This window comes from Amycolatopsis sp. NPDC051758 (assembly GCF_044453095.1).
Lineage (GTDB): Bacteria > Actinomycetota > Actinomycetes > Mycobacteriales > Pseudonocardiaceae > Amycolatopsis.
On record NZ_JBITCJ010000004.1, the window covers coordinates 74,089 to 87,553 of the forward strand.

General features: G+C 70.9%; 18 protein-coding genes. 9 read left to right on the plus strand and 9 right to left on the minus strand.

What is annotated here, in order from left to right; genetic code table 11:
* Positions 1-38 precede the first annotated feature (38 nt).
* Positions 39-575, plus strand: coding sequence for a GNAT family N-acetyltransferase (locus ACIA5G_RS19790; RefSeq protein ID WP_395925099.1), 537 nt, complete (start codon positions 39-41; stop codon positions 573-575).
* On the opposite strand, the gene ACIA5G_RS19795 is transcribed toward ACIA5G_RS19790, so the two are convergent.
* The gene (locus ACIA5G_RS19795) at positions 539-1,576 is read right to left on the minus strand and encodes an NAD(P)-dependent alcohol dehydrogenase (RefSeq protein ID WP_395925101.1); all 1,038 of its coding nucleotides are present in this window, start codon (positions 1,574-1,576) and stop codon (positions 539-541) included. The genes ACIA5G_RS19790 and ACIA5G_RS19795 overlap by 37 nt on opposite strands.
* Positions 1,577-1,675: 99 nt before the next feature.
* Here ACIA5G_RS19795 and ACIA5G_RS19800 point away from each other — a divergent pair, with 99 nt between their 5' ends.
* The gene (locus tag ACIA5G_RS19800) at positions 1,676-2,260 is read left to right on the plus strand and encodes a TetR family transcriptional regulator (RefSeq protein WP_395925103.1); all 585 of its coding nucleotides are present in this window, start codon (positions 1,676-1,678) and stop codon (positions 2,258-2,260) included.
* A gap of 14 nt (positions 2,261-2,274) precedes the next feature.
* Here the strand turns inward: ACIA5G_RS19800 and ACIA5G_RS19805 are convergent, their stop codons facing one another.
* Complete coding sequence (locus tag ACIA5G_RS19805; RefSeq protein ID WP_395925105.1) at positions 2,275-2,853, minus strand: helix-turn-helix domain-containing protein; 579 nt, start codon at positions 2,851-2,853, stop codon at positions 2,275-2,277.
* A 67-nt stretch (positions 2,854-2,920) separates the two neighbouring features.
* Between ACIA5G_RS19805 and ACIA5G_RS19810 the strand changes: the two genes are divergently transcribed.
* Together ACIA5G_RS19810 and ACIA5G_RS19815 are read left to right on the plus strand one after the other, a co-directional pair.
* On the plus strand, positions 2,921-3,517 hold the full coding sequence (locus ACIA5G_RS19810; protein ID WP_395925108.1) for a class I SAM-dependent methyltransferase: 597 nt from the start codon (positions 2,921-2,923) through the stop codon (positions 3,515-3,517).
* Complete coding sequence (locus ACIA5G_RS19815) at positions 3,514-3,951, plus strand: DinB family protein (protein WP_395925110.1); 438 nt, start codon at positions 3,514-3,516, stop codon at positions 3,949-3,951. The genes ACIA5G_RS19810 and ACIA5G_RS19815 overlap by 4 nt, the downstream gene beginning before the upstream one ends.
* A gap of 47 nt (positions 3,952-3,998) precedes the next feature.
* Here the strand turns inward: ACIA5G_RS19815 and ACIA5G_RS19820 are convergent, their stop codons facing one another.
* Complete coding sequence (locus tag ACIA5G_RS19820) at positions 3,999-4,799, minus strand: S1 family peptidase (RefSeq protein WP_395925112.1); 801 nt, start codon at positions 4,797-4,799, stop codon at positions 3,999-4,001.
* Positions 4,800-5,354: 555 nt separating this feature from the next.
* On the opposite strand from ACIA5G_RS19820, the gene ACIA5G_RS19825 reads away from it, so the two are divergent.
* On the plus strand, positions 5,355-6,716 hold the full coding sequence (locus ACIA5G_RS19825) for a beta-1,3-glucanase family protein (protein WP_395925114.1): 1,362 nt from the start codon (positions 5,355-5,357) through the stop codon (positions 6,714-6,716).
* Between the two features lie 56 nt (positions 6,717-6,772).
* On the opposite strand, the gene ACIA5G_RS19830 is transcribed toward ACIA5G_RS19825, so the two are convergent.
* The 5 genes from ACIA5G_RS19830 to ACIA5G_RS19850 all read right to left on the minus strand — a co-directional run bounded on the left by ACIA5G_RS19830 (position 6,773) and on the right by ACIA5G_RS19850 (position 9,869).
* The gene (locus tag ACIA5G_RS19830) at positions 6,773-7,114 is read right to left on the minus strand and encodes a YbaY family lipoprotein (RefSeq protein ID WP_395925116.1); all 342 of its coding nucleotides are present in this window, start codon (positions 7,112-7,114) and stop codon (positions 6,773-6,775) included.
* Between the two features lie 9 nt (positions 7,115-7,123).
* The gene (locus tag ACIA5G_RS19835) at positions 7,124-7,381 is read right to left on the minus strand and encodes a hypothetical protein (protein ID WP_395925118.1); all 258 of its coding nucleotides are present in this window, start codon (positions 7,379-7,381) and stop codon (positions 7,124-7,126) included.
* A gap of 13 nt (positions 7,382-7,394) precedes the next feature.
* Positions 7,395-7,589 carry a hypothetical protein gene (locus tag ACIA5G_RS19840; protein WP_395925120.1) on the minus strand — a complete coding sequence of 65 codons (195 nt, stop codon included), beginning with the start codon at positions 7,587-7,589 and terminating at the stop codon, positions 7,395-7,397.
* A gap of 11 nt (positions 7,590-7,600) precedes the next feature.
* The gene (locus ACIA5G_RS19845; protein ID WP_395925122.1) at positions 7,601-8,668 is read right to left on the minus strand and encodes a M12 family metallopeptidase; all 1,068 of its coding nucleotides are present in this window, start codon (positions 8,666-8,668) and stop codon (positions 7,601-7,603) included.
* A 178-nt stretch (positions 8,669-8,846) separates the two neighbouring features.
* The gene (locus tag ACIA5G_RS19850; protein WP_395925124.1) at positions 8,847-9,869 is read right to left on the minus strand and encodes a hypothetical protein; all 1,023 of its coding nucleotides are present in this window, start codon (positions 9,867-9,869) and stop codon (positions 8,847-8,849) included.
* A 52-nt stretch (positions 9,870-9,921) separates the two neighbouring features.
* Between ACIA5G_RS19850 and ACIA5G_RS19855 the strand changes: the two genes are divergently transcribed.
* Genes ACIA5G_RS19855 through ACIA5G_RS19870 form a run of 4 tightly spaced genes read left to right on the plus strand, consistent with a single transcriptional unit; the run spans position 9,922 to position 13,036 of the window.
* On the plus strand, positions 9,922-10,608 hold the full coding sequence (locus tag ACIA5G_RS19855) for a TetR/AcrR family transcriptional regulator (protein WP_395925126.1): 687 nt from the start codon (positions 9,922-9,924) through the stop codon (positions 10,606-10,608).
* 54 nt (positions 10,609-10,662) lie between these two features.
* Positions 10,663-11,463: an alpha/beta fold hydrolase gene (locus tag ACIA5G_RS19860; protein WP_395925128.1), complete on the plus strand. Its 801-nt coding sequence runs from the start codon at positions 10,663-10,665 to the stop codon at positions 11,461-11,463.
* Entirely contained in the window at positions 11,463-12,698 is a 1,236-nt protein-coding gene (locus ACIA5G_RS19865) for a PP2C family protein-serine/threonine phosphatase (RefSeq protein WP_395925130.1), read from the plus strand. The genes ACIA5G_RS19860 and ACIA5G_RS19865 overlap by 1 nt, the downstream gene beginning before the upstream one ends.
* Positions 12,695-13,036, plus strand: coding sequence for an STAS domain-containing protein (locus ACIA5G_RS19870; protein ID WP_395925132.1), 342 nt, complete (start codon positions 12,695-12,697; stop codon positions 13,034-13,036). The genes ACIA5G_RS19865 and ACIA5G_RS19870 overlap by 4 nt, the downstream gene beginning before the upstream one ends.
* Positions 13,037-13,039: 3 nt before the next feature.
* Here the strand turns inward: ACIA5G_RS19870 and ACIA5G_RS19875 are convergent, their stop codons facing one another.
* Positions 13,040-13,399: a group 1 truncated hemoglobin gene (locus ACIA5G_RS19875; protein WP_395925134.1), complete on the minus strand. Its 360-nt coding sequence runs from the start codon at positions 13,397-13,399 to the stop codon at positions 13,040-13,042.
* Positions 13,400-13,465 lie beyond the last annotated feature (66 nt).

Genomic DNA, 13,465 nt, shown 5'->3' on the forward strand with positions numbered 1-13,465 from the left:
CCGCCGGTACCTCGCCGGCGCCGTCCACAATGGGTGTCGTGACCACCGAAGGAGTGCCTGTGCCCGACGTCCGGCTCGATCCGATGACCGACGAGGAGTTCGCGGCCTTCCTCCGCGAGGCCGTCGTGACCTACGCCGAAGCGCACGTCGAGGCCGGGAGCTGGCCGGCCGAGGGGGCGCAAGAGCGGTCCGTCGAGGAGCACGCCCACCTGCTGCCGCAGGGACTCGCCACCCCCGGCCACCACCTCTACACCGCCCGGGACGGCGACGACCGGATCGGCGTGCTCTGGCTCGCCCGGCGTCCCCACGGCACCGGCGAAATGACCTTCGTCTACAACGTCGAGGTCGAGGCGAGCCGCCGCGGCCGCGGTTACGGCGCCGCGATCATGCGGGCCGCCGAGGAGCGGACGCTGGCGGACGGCTTGGACCGGCTGCAGCTGCACGTGTTCGGCGACAACGCGGTCGCCCGCTCCCTCTACCGGAAGCTCGGGTACGTCGAGACCAACGTCGTGATGGCCAAGCAGCTCCAGCCGTCGTCTCAGGACAGGTCGGACAGGTCGAGCACAAAGCGGTAGCGGACGTCGTTGCGCCGCAACCGGTCGAAGGCTTCGTTCACCCGCGCCGACGGGAGCACCTCGACGTCGGCCGTGACGCCGTGTTCGGCGCAGAAGTCCAGCATGGCGGCGGTGGCGGGCCGGCCGCCGCTGCCGGCCGAGCTGAGCTTCTTGCGTCCCACCAGCAGATCCATCGTCTGCACGGTGACCGGCCCGAGGTGCCCGAGCTGGGTGAGGGTCCCGTCGACGGCGACGAGCCCCAGGTACGGACCGAGGTCGTGGGGCGCGGAGATGGTGTCGACCACCACGTCGAACCGGTCCCGCGCGGCGGCCAGCTGCTCCGGGTCGGTGGACACGACCACCCCCTCGGCGCCCAGCCGGCGGGCGTCGCCGGCCTTGCCCGCCGAGCGGCTGACCACCGTCGTCTCGGCGCCGAGCGCCACCGCGAACTTGACGGCGAGGTGCCCGAGCCCGCCCAGCCCGGCGACGGCGACGCGGGTGCCCGGCCCCACGCCGAGGCTGCGCAACGGCTCCCACACGGTGATCCCGGCGCAGAGCAGCGGCGCCGCGGCCGCCGGGTCGAGGCCCGCGGGGAGGCGGTAGGCGAAGCGGTCGCGGACGACGTACTCGCGGGAGTACGCACCCGCGGTCGTCGAGCCGTCGTGCCGGTCGGTGCCCCCGTAGGTCAGGGTGGGGAACTCGCGGCAGAAGTTCTCTTGCCCGGCTTCGCACATGACGCAGACACCGCACGAGTCGACGATGTTCCCGACGGCGACCGGGTCACCGGCGGCGAACTGCGTCACTGCTGATCCGACTTCGGTCACCACGCCGGTGAACTCGTGCCCCGGCACGAGGAGCCCGCTGTCCTCGGGCCGGTCGTGCACGGCGTGGAGGTCGGTGTGGCAGACGCCGCAGTAGTCGACTCGCACGGCGACGTCGTCCGGACGCAGGTCACGCCGTTCGAGGTGGACCCGCCGCAGTTGTGCGGCGTCGTCCGTTCCCCAGCCCACGGTGGTTCTCATGGCGCTCGCTCCTCACAAACAGACTGTTCGGTCTATTTCAGCGTAGGCACGCTCCGGCCGGAAAAGCAAACCGACTGTTCTGTTTGGTAGGCTCGCGGCATGGTCGACCGGCCCCTGACGTCCCGCGGCACCGCAACCCGCGACCGCATCCTCGAGGTGGCGACCCGGGAGTTCGCGGAGCACGGGATCGCCGGGGCCCGCGTCGAGCGGATCGTGAGTGCCGCACGCACCAACAAGGCGCAGCTCTACGCGTACTTCGGCAGCAAGGACGGCCTGTTCGACGCGATCTTCTTCGCTTCGCTGGAGCGGATCATGAACGTCGTCCCGATCGACGCCACCGACCTCGCGGACTGGGCGGTGCGGCTTTACGACGAGTACCTGCGCCGCCCCGACCTGATCCGCCTGGCCACCTGGGCCCGCCTGGAGCGGCGCCCGGCCGGCCACCTGGTGGCGGACGCCGACCGCGTCGACGACCACAAGCTGCGCGCGATCGCCGAAGCGCAGAAGGCCGGCCTCGTGCGGCCCGGGGAGCCGTTCGACGTGATGGCCGTGGTCATCGCGATGTCGATGGCGTGGTCACCGGTGAGCAACGTGTACGCCGCGACGGCGGAGGAGCCGGAGGAACGCCACGACGGGCGCCGCGCTTTGCTGCGCGAGACCGTGCGGCGCGCCGTGATGCCTTGACCCCCGGCGCACGTCTACCGCGAGCTCGCCTGCACGTGCGCGCGCTCCCCCTGCGGTCCGAACAGGACGAGCGTCTCGACCGCGTGGCCGTCGGCCGAGCCGAGCCAGTGGGGTAGCGCCGTGTCGAACTCGGCCGCCTCGCCGGGTGGGAGGACCAGGTCGCGGTCGCCGACCAGGAGCCGGAGGTGTCCATTGAGGACGTACACCCACTCGTAGCCGCCGTGGGTCTGTGGGGTGGGCTCGGCCGGTTCCGGGCGGCTCGGGATCAGCATCTTGAACGCCTGCACGCCGCCCGCGCGGCGGGTGAGCGGGAGGAACGTCATGCCGTGGCGGTGGATCGGCCGCAGGTGGATCCGCGGGTCACCGGTGTGCGGGGCGCCGACGAGGTCGTCGAGCGGCACCCCGTACACGCGGGCCAGCGGCAGCAACAGCTCCAGGGTCGGCCGCCGGCCGCCGCTTTCCAAGCGGGACAACGTGCTTTCCGACGTCCCGGTCGCCGCCGACAGGTCGGCCAGGGTCAGCCCGCGCCGCTTGCGCAGGGCGCGCAGCCGGGGGCCGACCGCGTCCAGGACCTGTTCCGTCTCGTCCGCCATGCCGTCCGATCTTGCCAGGTCGGCAAGTTTTCGTGCGTTCCCGGCGTCGCGTCGCGAGGGTGGCGGCATGAGCGTTGAAGCCCGCTTCTGGGACGACCACTACAGCCGGCTCGCTGCCGAACCGCTGGTGGCGAAGGTGAACCCGAGACTGGCCGAGATCGCCGGTCCGCTGCCGCCGGGCGCCGCACTCGACCTCGGCTGCGGTGCCGGCGGGGACGCGCGGTGGCTGGCCGGGCGCGGCTGGACGGTGACCGCGGTCGACATCTCCGCCACCGCCGTCGCCGCACTGCAGCGCCACGACCGCGTCACCGCGCTCTGCGTCGACCTCGCCGAAGACTTCCCCGCCGGCACCTTCGACCTGGTTTCCGCGCAGTACTTCCACACGCCGTTCACCCTGGACCGCGCCGCCGTGCTGCGGACCGCCGCGAAGGCGCTGAACCCGGGGGGCCGGCTGGTCGTCGTCGACCACGGCTCAACCGCGCCGTGGTCCTGGAACCAGGACCCCGGCCTCCGGTACCCGGCGCCCCGGGAAGTGGCCGCCGACCTGGACCTCGACCCCGCGGAATGTTCGGTCGACCGCGCGGACCGCCCGCGGCGGCAGGCCACCGGACCCGGCGGCCGGATCGCCACGGTGGTCGACCACGTGCTGGTGGTGCGGCGATGAGCGACCGGAGGCCACCAAAAACGGGCCCCGGCGAGCAGGACGTGCTCGTCGGCTTCCTCGACTACCTGCGGGCCGCGGTCGCCGCCAAGGCCGACGGCGTGCCGGAAGCGCAGGCCCGGGCGGCCGGCGTGCCGTCGGGGACCAACCTGCTCGGCCTGGTCAAGCACCTGACCCACGTCGAGCGGCGCTGGCTGCTCGGGGACGACGTCGCCGACTGGCAGGCCACGTTCCACGCGGGCCCGGACGAGACGGCCGGGACGATCCTCGCCGGTTACCGGAAGACCACCGCCGAAGCGAACGAAGAAATCGCCTCCTGGGACACCCTCACACCGGCACGGCGGTGGACGCTGACCCACCTGATCGAGGAAACCGCACGGCACGCGGGGCACGCCGACATCCTGCGTGAGCTGATCGACGGCGTCACCGGACGGTGAAAGGAGCCCCCCGCCGCAGTGGCGTGGGGCTCCTTCGATCCGGCAGGTCAGCCGAGGTGCGAGCTGATCACCGAGTAGTCGTTGCCGACGTTGGTGTAGACGCCCGGGAAGTCCTTGCGGGCACACCCCTGGCCCCAGGAGACGATGCCGGCGAGCTTGCCGCCGACGTAGGCCGGGCCGCCCGAGTCGCCCTGGCAGGAGTCCTTGCCGCCTTCGGGCACTCCGGCGCAGAACATCGACGCCTTGTCGTAGTTCGAGCCGCTCGCGCTGTACTTCTCCGCGCAGGTGCTGTTGTCGACCACCGGCACTGAGACCTTCAGCAGCGTGTCGGAGACGTCGCCGCCCTCGGACGTCGCGCCCCAGCCGACCACCGTGACGTCGGCGCCCGCCTGGTAGGCGGCGTCGTCCGCCGACTGCACGAGCGTCGCCGGCTCGTACGGCAGCTCCTTGTCGAGCGTCAGCACGGAGTTGTCGTGCTGCATCCCGTTCATGTCGAAGCCGGGGTTCTGCCAGACGTCGCTGACCCCCGCCTTCTCACCGGAGGTGTCACTGAACTCGGTCCGGCCCCCGATGATCTCCATCTGCGACGCCTCGACACCGTCGGTGCAGTGCGCGGCGGTCAGCACCTTGTTCTTCGCGACCAGCGTGCCGGCGCAGTGCTGCGCGCCGTTGACGTTGAAGATGACGGTGGCCGGGAACTCGGTGATGGTGGTCGGCGAGCCGCCCACGATCCGCGGATCGCCGGCCGACGCGCCGGGGGCGGCGACGACGGCGAGGGCGCCGGCGGTGGCGACCGCCGCGAGGGCCACCACGGCCCGCCGGACCAGTGAACGTCCGTCTACCTGCATGAACATCTCCCTTCGGGGACCTGGAAGGTGGTTGTTCACGAGCAGACCAGACGGGCTCGGGTCCCGGTTAGCTACGAAAGTAGTTCTCTGAAAACAACGGGACGATGGTTGGTTTTTGTCCGACTTGCGTGGCGGGACGCCGGGCTCGGCGGTATCCGGCGGGCGCTACGGTCTCCGATGAACCCCGGCACCGGCGGCGGACGGACTCGCCGGGCGAACGGCCGCGGCAGCACCCCGGCTCACTCTGACGTCCACAGTGGACGATCGAAAACGGACGGCTCCGGCAACGCTGCAGGACATGGCGGACTCCCGGTGAGTCGGCCCCTGAGCGGGTGGCGGCGCCACGCAGAGGGTGAGGTGAATCGGTTCCGAATATCGCCCGCCGGGGCCGCGATTGTCAAGGCTTGACAGGCCGGGGGCGGTGGTATGAACCTTTTCACCGAACGTCCCCGGCCGGTCTCGGATGCTCCTTCCCGGCGGTCAGGGGGCGAGCCGGACGACGCCGTCCCCTGACCGGCGGCGGGTCCGCCCCACTTTCCCGGCCAGGGAGGAACCATGCCCACGAACGCCCCACTGCGGCGACGGCGCCGCGGCCCCGGTACCAGATTGGCGACACTGGCGGTGGCCCTCGTGGCCGTCACGCTCGGCCTCGCCGCACCCGCGGCACAAGCGGCGGATTCCTTGATATCCCAAGGGAAGTCCGTCACCGCGTCCTCGGTGGAGAACGCCGGCACACCGGCGAGCGCCGCGGTGGACGGCAACACCGGCACCCGCTGGTCGTCGCAGTTCAGCGATCCACAGTGGATCCAGGTCGACCTCGGCGGCGCGGCGACCGTCAGCCGGGTGGTGCTGAACTGGGAGGCCGCGTACGCCACGGCGTTCCAGATCCAGTTGTCCGACAATGGATCCACCTGGTCCACTGTGTACCAGACGACGACCGGGACCGGCGGCGCGCAGACGCTGAACGCGACGGGTGCCGGACGGTACGTGCGGCTGTACACGACCGCGCGGGCCACGCCCTACGGCGTCTCGTTGTGGGAGTTCCAGGTCTACGGCAGCGGCGGCGGCACGACGCAGCCCGGCGCCGGCACCCCGCCCGACTCCTTCTGGGGTGACACCGCCGGCATCCCGGCCGCGCAGAACGTGCTCATGGTCAAGGTGCTCAACCGGACCAACGGCAAGTACCCGGACAGCCAGGTGTTCTGGAGCTTCGGCGGCCAGACGCACTCGATCGCCGAGCAGCCCTACCTCGACATGCCGGCCAACTCCGCCGGGCGGATGTACTTCTACCTCGGCACCCCGAACGGCCAGTACGCCGACTTCATCGAGTTCACCGTCGGCCCGGACGTGTTCAACGGCAACACCACCCGGGTGGACGCGTTCGCGCTGAAGCTGGCCATGCGGCTGCACGCCCACGACGGGTACGACGTGCAGGTCGGTGACGACTACGGGACCTTCCAGGAGGACCGCGCGGCCACCTTCGCCAAGTTCCAGGCCGAGGTGCCGACCGAGTTCAAGGGCCTGGCGACGGTCAACGCGCCGTACCGGATCCCGGCGCCGGGCAGCGCGCCGGACTTCCGCGCGGGCGGCCGGTACGCGAACTACTTCACCGGCTACGCGCAATCGGTGGGGGTCAACGAACCGACGTCGAACATCACCGGCTGTGCGGGCTCACTGGCCGGCAACCCGGACATGTGCGCGGCGCTGAACCGCCACACGGCGCACCTGCCGCAGTCGCAGTGGCAGGACCCGGCGCAGTACTACAAGGCCGCGCCGGCGAACTACTACGCGAAGTTCTGGCACGACCACGGCATCAACCACCTCGCGTACGGCTTCCCGTACGACGACGTGGCGGCCCAGTCGTCGTTCGTCTCCCACGGCGACCCGCAGTGGCTGGCGGTCGCCGTCGGCTGGTGACCGGCGCGAACCTCGGTGTGGCGGCTTCCCGGACGGGAGCCGCCATGCCGGTTCGGCTACTCGACCGGCCACACCCGGACCACGCAGTTGTCTTCCCCGAGCGGGAAAACGGGGTGGCTCGCCGTGCTGACCAGGTCCCCCCGGCGCACCAGGCCGTCTCCCGTCAGGTCCACGTGCGCGGAGACCTGCAGGTCACCGCGCCAGCCCGCGGGGAGCTCGGCCGGCAGGACGAAGGGGACGGCCAGCTCGGCGGTGCCGGTGTGCCGCTGCCCGGCCATCGTCGTTTCGGCGAGCACCGGTGAAGGGGCGTCCGCCAGGGTGACGTCGAGCAGCCGGACCCGCAGGGTCGCTTCCCGGAACGGCGCGGTCCCGGCCGGCAGCACCACCACTCCCGTCACCCGCATGACTCAGTTGAGCACGGCGAACCGGGCCTCGATGTCCGTGGCCGCGCCGGTGAGGTTGTGCACTTCGATGAAGTACTTGAGCAGACCGGCCGTCTGCCGGTCGACCTGGACCTTCCACTCGATCTGCGCGCCTCCGTCGACCATCGGCCAGGTCGGCACCACGAGCCACACCACCCGCCAGCCCTCGGGCCAGCTGTGCGTGAACCACCGCCGGGTCGCCCCGGCGGCCACCTGACCGCGGAACTGCACACCAAGCCACATCGGTTCTGTCCTTTCACTCCGGCCCGGTGGGGGCGCCACCGGCGTCTTCGGCCTCGATGTCGCCCGGCGTGGCGGACGCGGTGCCCGCGGAAGGTGCCGCGCCGGCGTCGGAGGCCTCCTGCGCGCCGGTTTCGGGAAGCGCGGCCAGGGCTTCGAGCGTCGGCGCCGCGCCGCCGTCCAGCAGTCCTTCATCCGTTTCGTCGTTCACGGCAGTTCCTCTCAGGTCGCGTCGAGCGACCAGCCCAGGACATCGAACCGGGCTTCGACCTCGACCTGCGCCGAGGTCAGGTTGGTGATCGACAGGAAGTACTTGAGCAGCCCGCCGGATTGCCGGGTGACCTGGACGGTCCACTCGAGCTGGGCCGGACCGTCCACCGCCGGCGCGGTCGGCACCACCGTCCAGATGACGTACCAGGCGGCCGGCCAGCTGTGGGTGAACCAGCGCTTCGTCTGTCCCGCGGGAACGGACCCGGTGAACTGCGTGCCGCGGAACACCGCCGCGGGCTCGAGGTCCCGGTACATCCACCGCACACCGGCGCAGTCCCCGGGGCTCAGACCCGTGCGTTGCCCGATTTCGACGTTCTGCAGCGGCGTGAGCGTGTCCTGTCCCGGATCGACGGCGAATCCCCGGCGGGGATAGTGCATGATCGAGTGGTAGTCGTAACCGCCGACGTCATCGCCGTCGGTGATGTGCTGGTTGAAGTTGTGCGCATGCTGCTGCTGGATGTTCGCCCAGTTCACGGTCACGAAGTTGCCGCGGTCTTCGCGGCTCTGCTCGTGCCACAGTCCGACGCTGTGGCCGATCTCGTGGATCGTCGATCCGGTGTCACAGCCCGGCGCGAGGGAAATGGTCTGCTGGTTTCCGCGCATTCCGACCGGCGAACTGCAGCCGCCACCCGGCGCGAACCGGATGAAGTTCGTGTGGTCCGGGTTCGCCGGATCCCGGGCGACCAGCCGGATACGGGTATTCCGGTGCCAGTGGTCGATCGCATTGGTGACCCGGGCCTGGTCGGGCAGGTTCGGGTCGATCTCGAACGGTATCCGGCCGCCCGGCCAGCGGAACTGGTCCCCGGATATGACAACGCTCTCGAGACCGACATCGTTCTCGTCGAGCAGCGCGACGACGATGTCGCCTTCGACCACGGGCTCGCCGTCGACGATCGTGTACTGAATCGCTTTCGGGCCGGCGAACCGGGTGGGCATCAACCCGGTCAGCAGCCGGGGGCCGACGCGGAACTGACCTGTCCCGGTCACTCCGCCTTCGTCGTGATCCGATGGTGGCGTCATGCTTCTCCCCATTGCAGGTCGCCTCAGGATGCGCGCTCCGGCGATACCGGCGGCAGGGCCGAACGAGTATTCGTCCTCTCCGGTCAATTCGTGATCAATTGCCTGCAGCGGGGCCGTCACGATTGGTGAAAGCGCGCCGAAATTCGCTGTCTCGATTCCTTTCGACCGGCGGGACGATTCACCTCGGCGACCCGGCCGCCGCGCCGTAGCGGGCCGCGATCGCGCGGAAGACCTCCTTCGGCTCCCACGTCATATCCGGATAAGCCGTGCCCTGCTGTCCTTTGAGGACCTTCACCACGCCGTAACTGGCCAGGTCGAGGTCCCGCCGCGGCTCGGGATCGGCCGGGCACTCGTACCCGGCGAAGGTGAACCAGAACGCGCCGTGGACACCTTCGGCCTCGAAGACGTCCATCAGCTCCGTGAAGTACGCCGCCTGGCCGGCTTCGTCGTGAACGTGGTCGCCGGTGAGCACACGCGGGTCGGATTCGAGGTCGACGATCAGCCAGCCGGTGCCGCCCGCGTCCGCCGCGCCGCGGTAGGTGCAGCAGCCGAACTCGGTGACCACCAGGGGTTTGCCGTGTTCGCCGTGATTCCGGACGTGCTGGGCGAAGCCGGCCGCGTTGTCCGCCGAGCGGTACAGGTCGACCGACGCGAAGTCGAAGTCCGACCAGTCGATGTCCTCCCAGTCCCCCGAAGCGTAGGTGACCTTGCCGCCGAAGTGCCGTCGCGCAATCCCGACGACGTCGCGCAGCATCTCGGTGAAGTCCCACTCCGGCGTGAAACCGGCCCAGGCCGCGGGGTCCATCGCGTTCTTGAGCCGTTCCATCAGGTACGCGCCGGGCACGAACCCGGTGCAGAACAACGACATCTCGCAGCCCAGCACCAGCACGGTCTCCGGGTCGCGCGCGCGGATCTCTTCCGCGCGCCGCGCGCAGTCCGCGAAGTAGGGCTGCAGCTGCGGCGGTGTCAGGTCCATCGGGAACGGCGCGAACCACACCCGGAGGCCGGCGTCGAGCGCGGCGTGCGCGGCCAGGGTGAGGCGCTCGGGGTCGTCCCCGCTGATCCGGACCGCGTCGCAGTGCAGGTTCGCCGCGATGATCGCCATTTCCCGCCGCACCACCGCGGGGTCGAACGCCACCCGCGACCGGTCGCCGACCGCGCCCCCGAACCCCGTGTCGTAGTTGATTCCCCGAAGCTGCATAACCCCTCCAGAATGTACGTTGTACACGCACTGTACGTTGTACACTCCGCGCATGCCAAGGACGGAACGGCTGATCTGGCACCACCCCGAGCCGCCGGGCCGGAAGAACGCGCTCACCCGCGCGGCGGTGGTGCGCACGGCGATCGACGTCGCCGACACCGGCGGGGTCACCGCGCTCACGATGCGCGCCGTGGCCGACGCGCTCGGGGTGTCGACGCCCATGTCGCTGTACCGCTACGTGCTCAACAAGGACGGCCTGGTCGACCTGATGCTCGACGAGGTGTCGGCCGAGGTCGAGGTGCCGGCCGGGCCGAGCGGCGACTGGCGCGGCGACCTGCGCGGGCTCGCGACGAGCCTCTGGCTGATGATCGGCCGGCACCGCTGGTACGCCGAGCTCGTCGACAGCCGGCCGCCGTTCGGGCCGCGGACCCTGCGCCGGGCGGCCTTCCAGCTGACTGTCCTCGACGCCGCGGGGCTCGCGCCCGCCGTCGCGTACGCCTCACTGCTGGACAACTACGTGACGGGCACGGCGATGAGCGTCAGCCGCGAGATCGAGATGCTCGGCCGGTTCGGCATCGGCTCGACCGGCGACCTGCAGTCCTACGCCGGTGAGATGGCCGACGACTCGCTCGGCTCGTGGCTGGCGGACATGCCGGAGCTCACCGCGGATTCCCGGTTCGAGCTGGGCCTCGACTGCTTGCTCGACGGTTTTGCGGCCCGGCGGCGCGCCAAGCCGTAGGTGACCGGAAGCGGCCGGCCGACGCACCGGCAGCCCGAATGGCAGGATGTGGCGATGAGCGTGCGCAGCAGGAACAACGTGGTCGTCACCGGGCGCGAGGACGGGCCGACCCTGCTGCTCGCGCACGGCTTCGGCTGCGACCAGAACCTGTGGCGCCTCGTTGTTCCCGAGCTGGCGGAGCGGTACCGCGTGGTGCTGTTCGACCACACCGGCGCCGGGCGCTCGGACCTCTCGGCCTGGACGCCTGAGCGCTACGGCACCCTCGACGGTTACGCCGACGACGTCCTGACCCTTTGCCACGAGCTGGACCTGCGGGACGTCGTGCTGGTGGGGCACTCGGTCAGCGCGATGATCGCCGTGCTGGCCGCGAACCGCGAACCGGACCGGTTCGCGAAGCTGGTCCTGCTCACGCCGTCGCCGTGTTACATCGACGACGACGGTTACCGCGGCGGGTTCAGCCGTGAGGACATCGACGAACTGCTCGAGGCGCTGGAGTCGAACTACCTCGGCTGGTCGGCGACGATGGCGCCGGTGATCATGGGCACCCCCGACCGCCCGGAGCTGGGTGAGGAGCTGACGAACAGCTTCTGCCGCACCGACCCGGCGATCGCGCGGGTGTTCGCGCGGGCGACGTTCCTGTCCGACAACCGCGCCGACCTGGCGGAGGTCACCGTGCCGACCCTGGTGATCCAGTGCGCGCAGGACGCCATCGCGCCGCCCGAGGTCGGGCAGTTCACGCACGAGCGGATCAAGGGCAGCCGGCTGGTGACGCTGGACGCGATCGGCCACTGCCCGCAGCTCAGCGCGCCGGAGGCCACCGCCGGCGCGATCACTGCGTTCGTAGGCAGCTCATGATGTGCGAAGCCGGGGACCACCCCGGCGCGGACGGCCGGGAAAACAGCAGCCCGGCGTTTTCGGCGTTGCTCGAGGACAGCGCGGAAGACCTCTACGAGCACGCGCCCTGCGGGTACCTCTCGACGCTGCTGGACGGCACGATCGCGAAGATCAACACCACGCTGCTGGGCTGGCTCGGTTACGAACGTGCAGACGTCGTTGGCCGCCGGCGGTTCTCCGACCTGCTCACCGTCGGCGGGCGGCTCTACCACGAGACGCACTTCGCGCCGCTGCTGCGCATGCAGGGTGAGCTCGGCGGGGTCGCGTTCGAGATGAAGACCGCGACCGGGACCCGGTTGCCGGTGCTGGTGACCTCGACGCTCAAGACCGGCACCGACGGGCAGGCCCAGCTGATCCGCACCACGGTCTTCGACGCGAGCGACCGGCGCGCCTACGAGCAGGAGCTGCTGCGGGCGCGCGACGTGGCCGAGCGCGAACGCGACCGTGTGCAACGGCTGGCGCGGACGCTGCAGCAGACCCTGCTGCCGCCGGCGCTGTCCGAGGTGCCCGGCATGGAGGTCGCGGCCTACTACCACCCCGCGTCGGCCGACGAGGTCGGCGGCGACTTCTACGACCTGTTCCCGCTGACCGGCGACACCTGGGGCTTCTTCCTCGGCGACGTGTCCGGGAAGGGCGCCGCCGCGGCCGTGGTGACGTCGCTGGCGCGCTACACGCTGCGGGCGGGCGCGGTCCACGACCCCGACCCGACCACCGCGCTCACCACCCTGAACACCGTGCTGCAGCAGCAGTTCCACGGCGCCGACCCGCGCTACTGCACGGTCGTCCACGGCCGCGTCCGGCCCGACGGCGACCACGCGAAGATCACCCTCGCCGGCGGCGGCCACCCGCCGGCGCTGCTGATCCGCGCCGACGGCACGTCCACGTTCCTGCACCTCCCGGGCGGCCAGCTGGTCGGCGCACTGCCCGGCGCGCGCTTCACCGCCGCCGACGTGCACCTCGGACCGGGAGACACGATGCTGCTCTACACCGACGGGCTCACCGAAGCCCGCTGTAGCGGGCGCGCCCGCTACAGCGAAGAACAGCTGCAAGAGGACCTGACGGGCTTGGCGCCGACCACCGCACCGGCGGTGATCGAGGCGGTGATCGGCCTGCTGACCGGCTTCGGCGACGGCGTCGACGACGACACCGCCCTGCTGGCGCTGAGCATCCCGCTGCCGGGGAGTGATCGGCCGTGACCTTTTCCGTCGGCTCCCGGACCACCGGGACCGGAACCGTCGTCACCGTCGCCGGTGAGCTCGACGTCGCCACCGCACCGCGGCTGCGGGCCGGGATCGGCGATCTCACCCTGGGCCGCGGGCAGCTGCTGGTGGTGGACCTGGCCGGGGTGACGTTCTGCGACTCCAGCGGCATTTCGGCACTCATCGCGGCACGCAACACCGCGGAGGCCGCCGAGGCCGTGGTGGCGCTGGCCGCCGTGCCCGAGCGGATCATGCGGACCTTCAGCCTGATCGGCCTGGCGGGCTTCTTTCCGACGTACCCGAGTGCCGAAGACGCCCTGGCCGCGCACCACTGACGCTCAGCCCGGCGCGACGATGTCCGCCGACAACGGCCCGACGGCGCCGATGATCGCCTCCGTGGTCTCCGCCGGCACACCGGCGGCGAGCAGTGCGTCCGAGAGGTACTTGGCGACCAGTTCGAAGTGGTGCGCGGTGATGCCGCGGCCCCGGTGCACGTCCTTCATCGACCGGCCGGTGTACTCCTCGGGCCCGCCGAGCGCGGCGGTGAAGAAGTCGACCTGCAGCCCCTTCAGCCGGGGCAGGTTCGTCCCCCGGAAGAACACCGCCAGGTCCGCGTCGGCCAGCACGCGTTCGTAGAAGTCGTCGACCACGGCGACCAGCGCTTCCCGGCCGCCGATCGCCTCGTAGATGCTCGTCATTGCCGCCTCCGGTTCGTGGTGGTCAACCGTGGTGACCAGCGAACCGCCGGCAGGTTTCGCCTGCGT

Coding starts and splice junctions, on each gene's coding strand:
- ACIA5G_RS19795 (WP_395925101.1), bottom strand. CDS start 1,576: ATGAGAACCACCGTGGGCTGGGGAACGGACGACGCCGCACAACTGCGG.
- ACIA5G_RS19800 (WP_395925103.1), top strand. CDS start 1,676: ATGGTCGACCGGCCCCTGACGTCCCGCGGCACCGCAACCCGCGACCGC.
- ACIA5G_RS19805 (WP_395925105.1), bottom strand. CDS start 2,853: ATGGCGGACGAGACGGAACAGGTCCTGGACGCGGTCGGCCCCCGGCTG.
- ACIA5G_RS19810 (WP_395925108.1), top strand. CDS start 2,921: ATGAGCGTTGAAGCCCGCTTCTGGGACGACCACTACAGCCGGCTCGCT.
- ACIA5G_RS19815 (WP_395925110.1), top strand. CDS start 3,514: ATGAGCGACCGGAGGCCACCAAAAACGGGCCCCGGCGAGCAGGACGTG.
- ACIA5G_RS19820 (WP_395925112.1), bottom strand. CDS start 4,799: ATGCAGGTAGACGGACGTTCACTGGTCCGGCGGGCCGTGGTGGCCCTC.
- ACIA5G_RS19825 (WP_395925114.1), top strand. CDS start 5,355: ATGCCCACGAACGCCCCACTGCGGCGACGGCGCCGCGGCCCCGGTACC.
- ACIA5G_RS19835 (WP_395925118.1), bottom strand. CDS start 7,381: ATGTGGCTTGGTGTGCAGTTCCGCGGTCAGGTGGCCGCCGGGGCGACC.
- ACIA5G_RS19845 (WP_395925122.1), bottom strand. CDS start 8,668: ATGACGCCACCATCGGATCACGACGAAGGCGGAGTGACCGGGACAGGT.
- ACIA5G_RS19850 (WP_395925124.1), bottom strand. CDS start 9,869: ATGCAGCTTCGGGGAATCAACTACGACACGGGGTTCGGGGGCGCGGTC.
- ACIA5G_RS19855 (WP_395925126.1), top strand. CDS start 9,922: ATGCCAAGGACGGAACGGCTGATCTGGCACCACCCCGAGCCGCCGGGC.
- ACIA5G_RS19860 (WP_395925128.1), top strand. CDS start 10,663: ATGAGCGTGCGCAGCAGGAACAACGTGGTCGTCACCGGGCGCGAGGAC.
- ACIA5G_RS19865 (WP_395925130.1), top strand. CDS start 11,463: ATGTGCGAAGCCGGGGACCACCCCGGCGCGGACGGCCGGGAAAACAGC.
- ACIA5G_RS19875 (WP_395925134.1), bottom strand. CDS start 13,399: ATGACGAGCATCTACGAGGCGATCGGCGGCCGGGAAGCGCTGGTCGCC.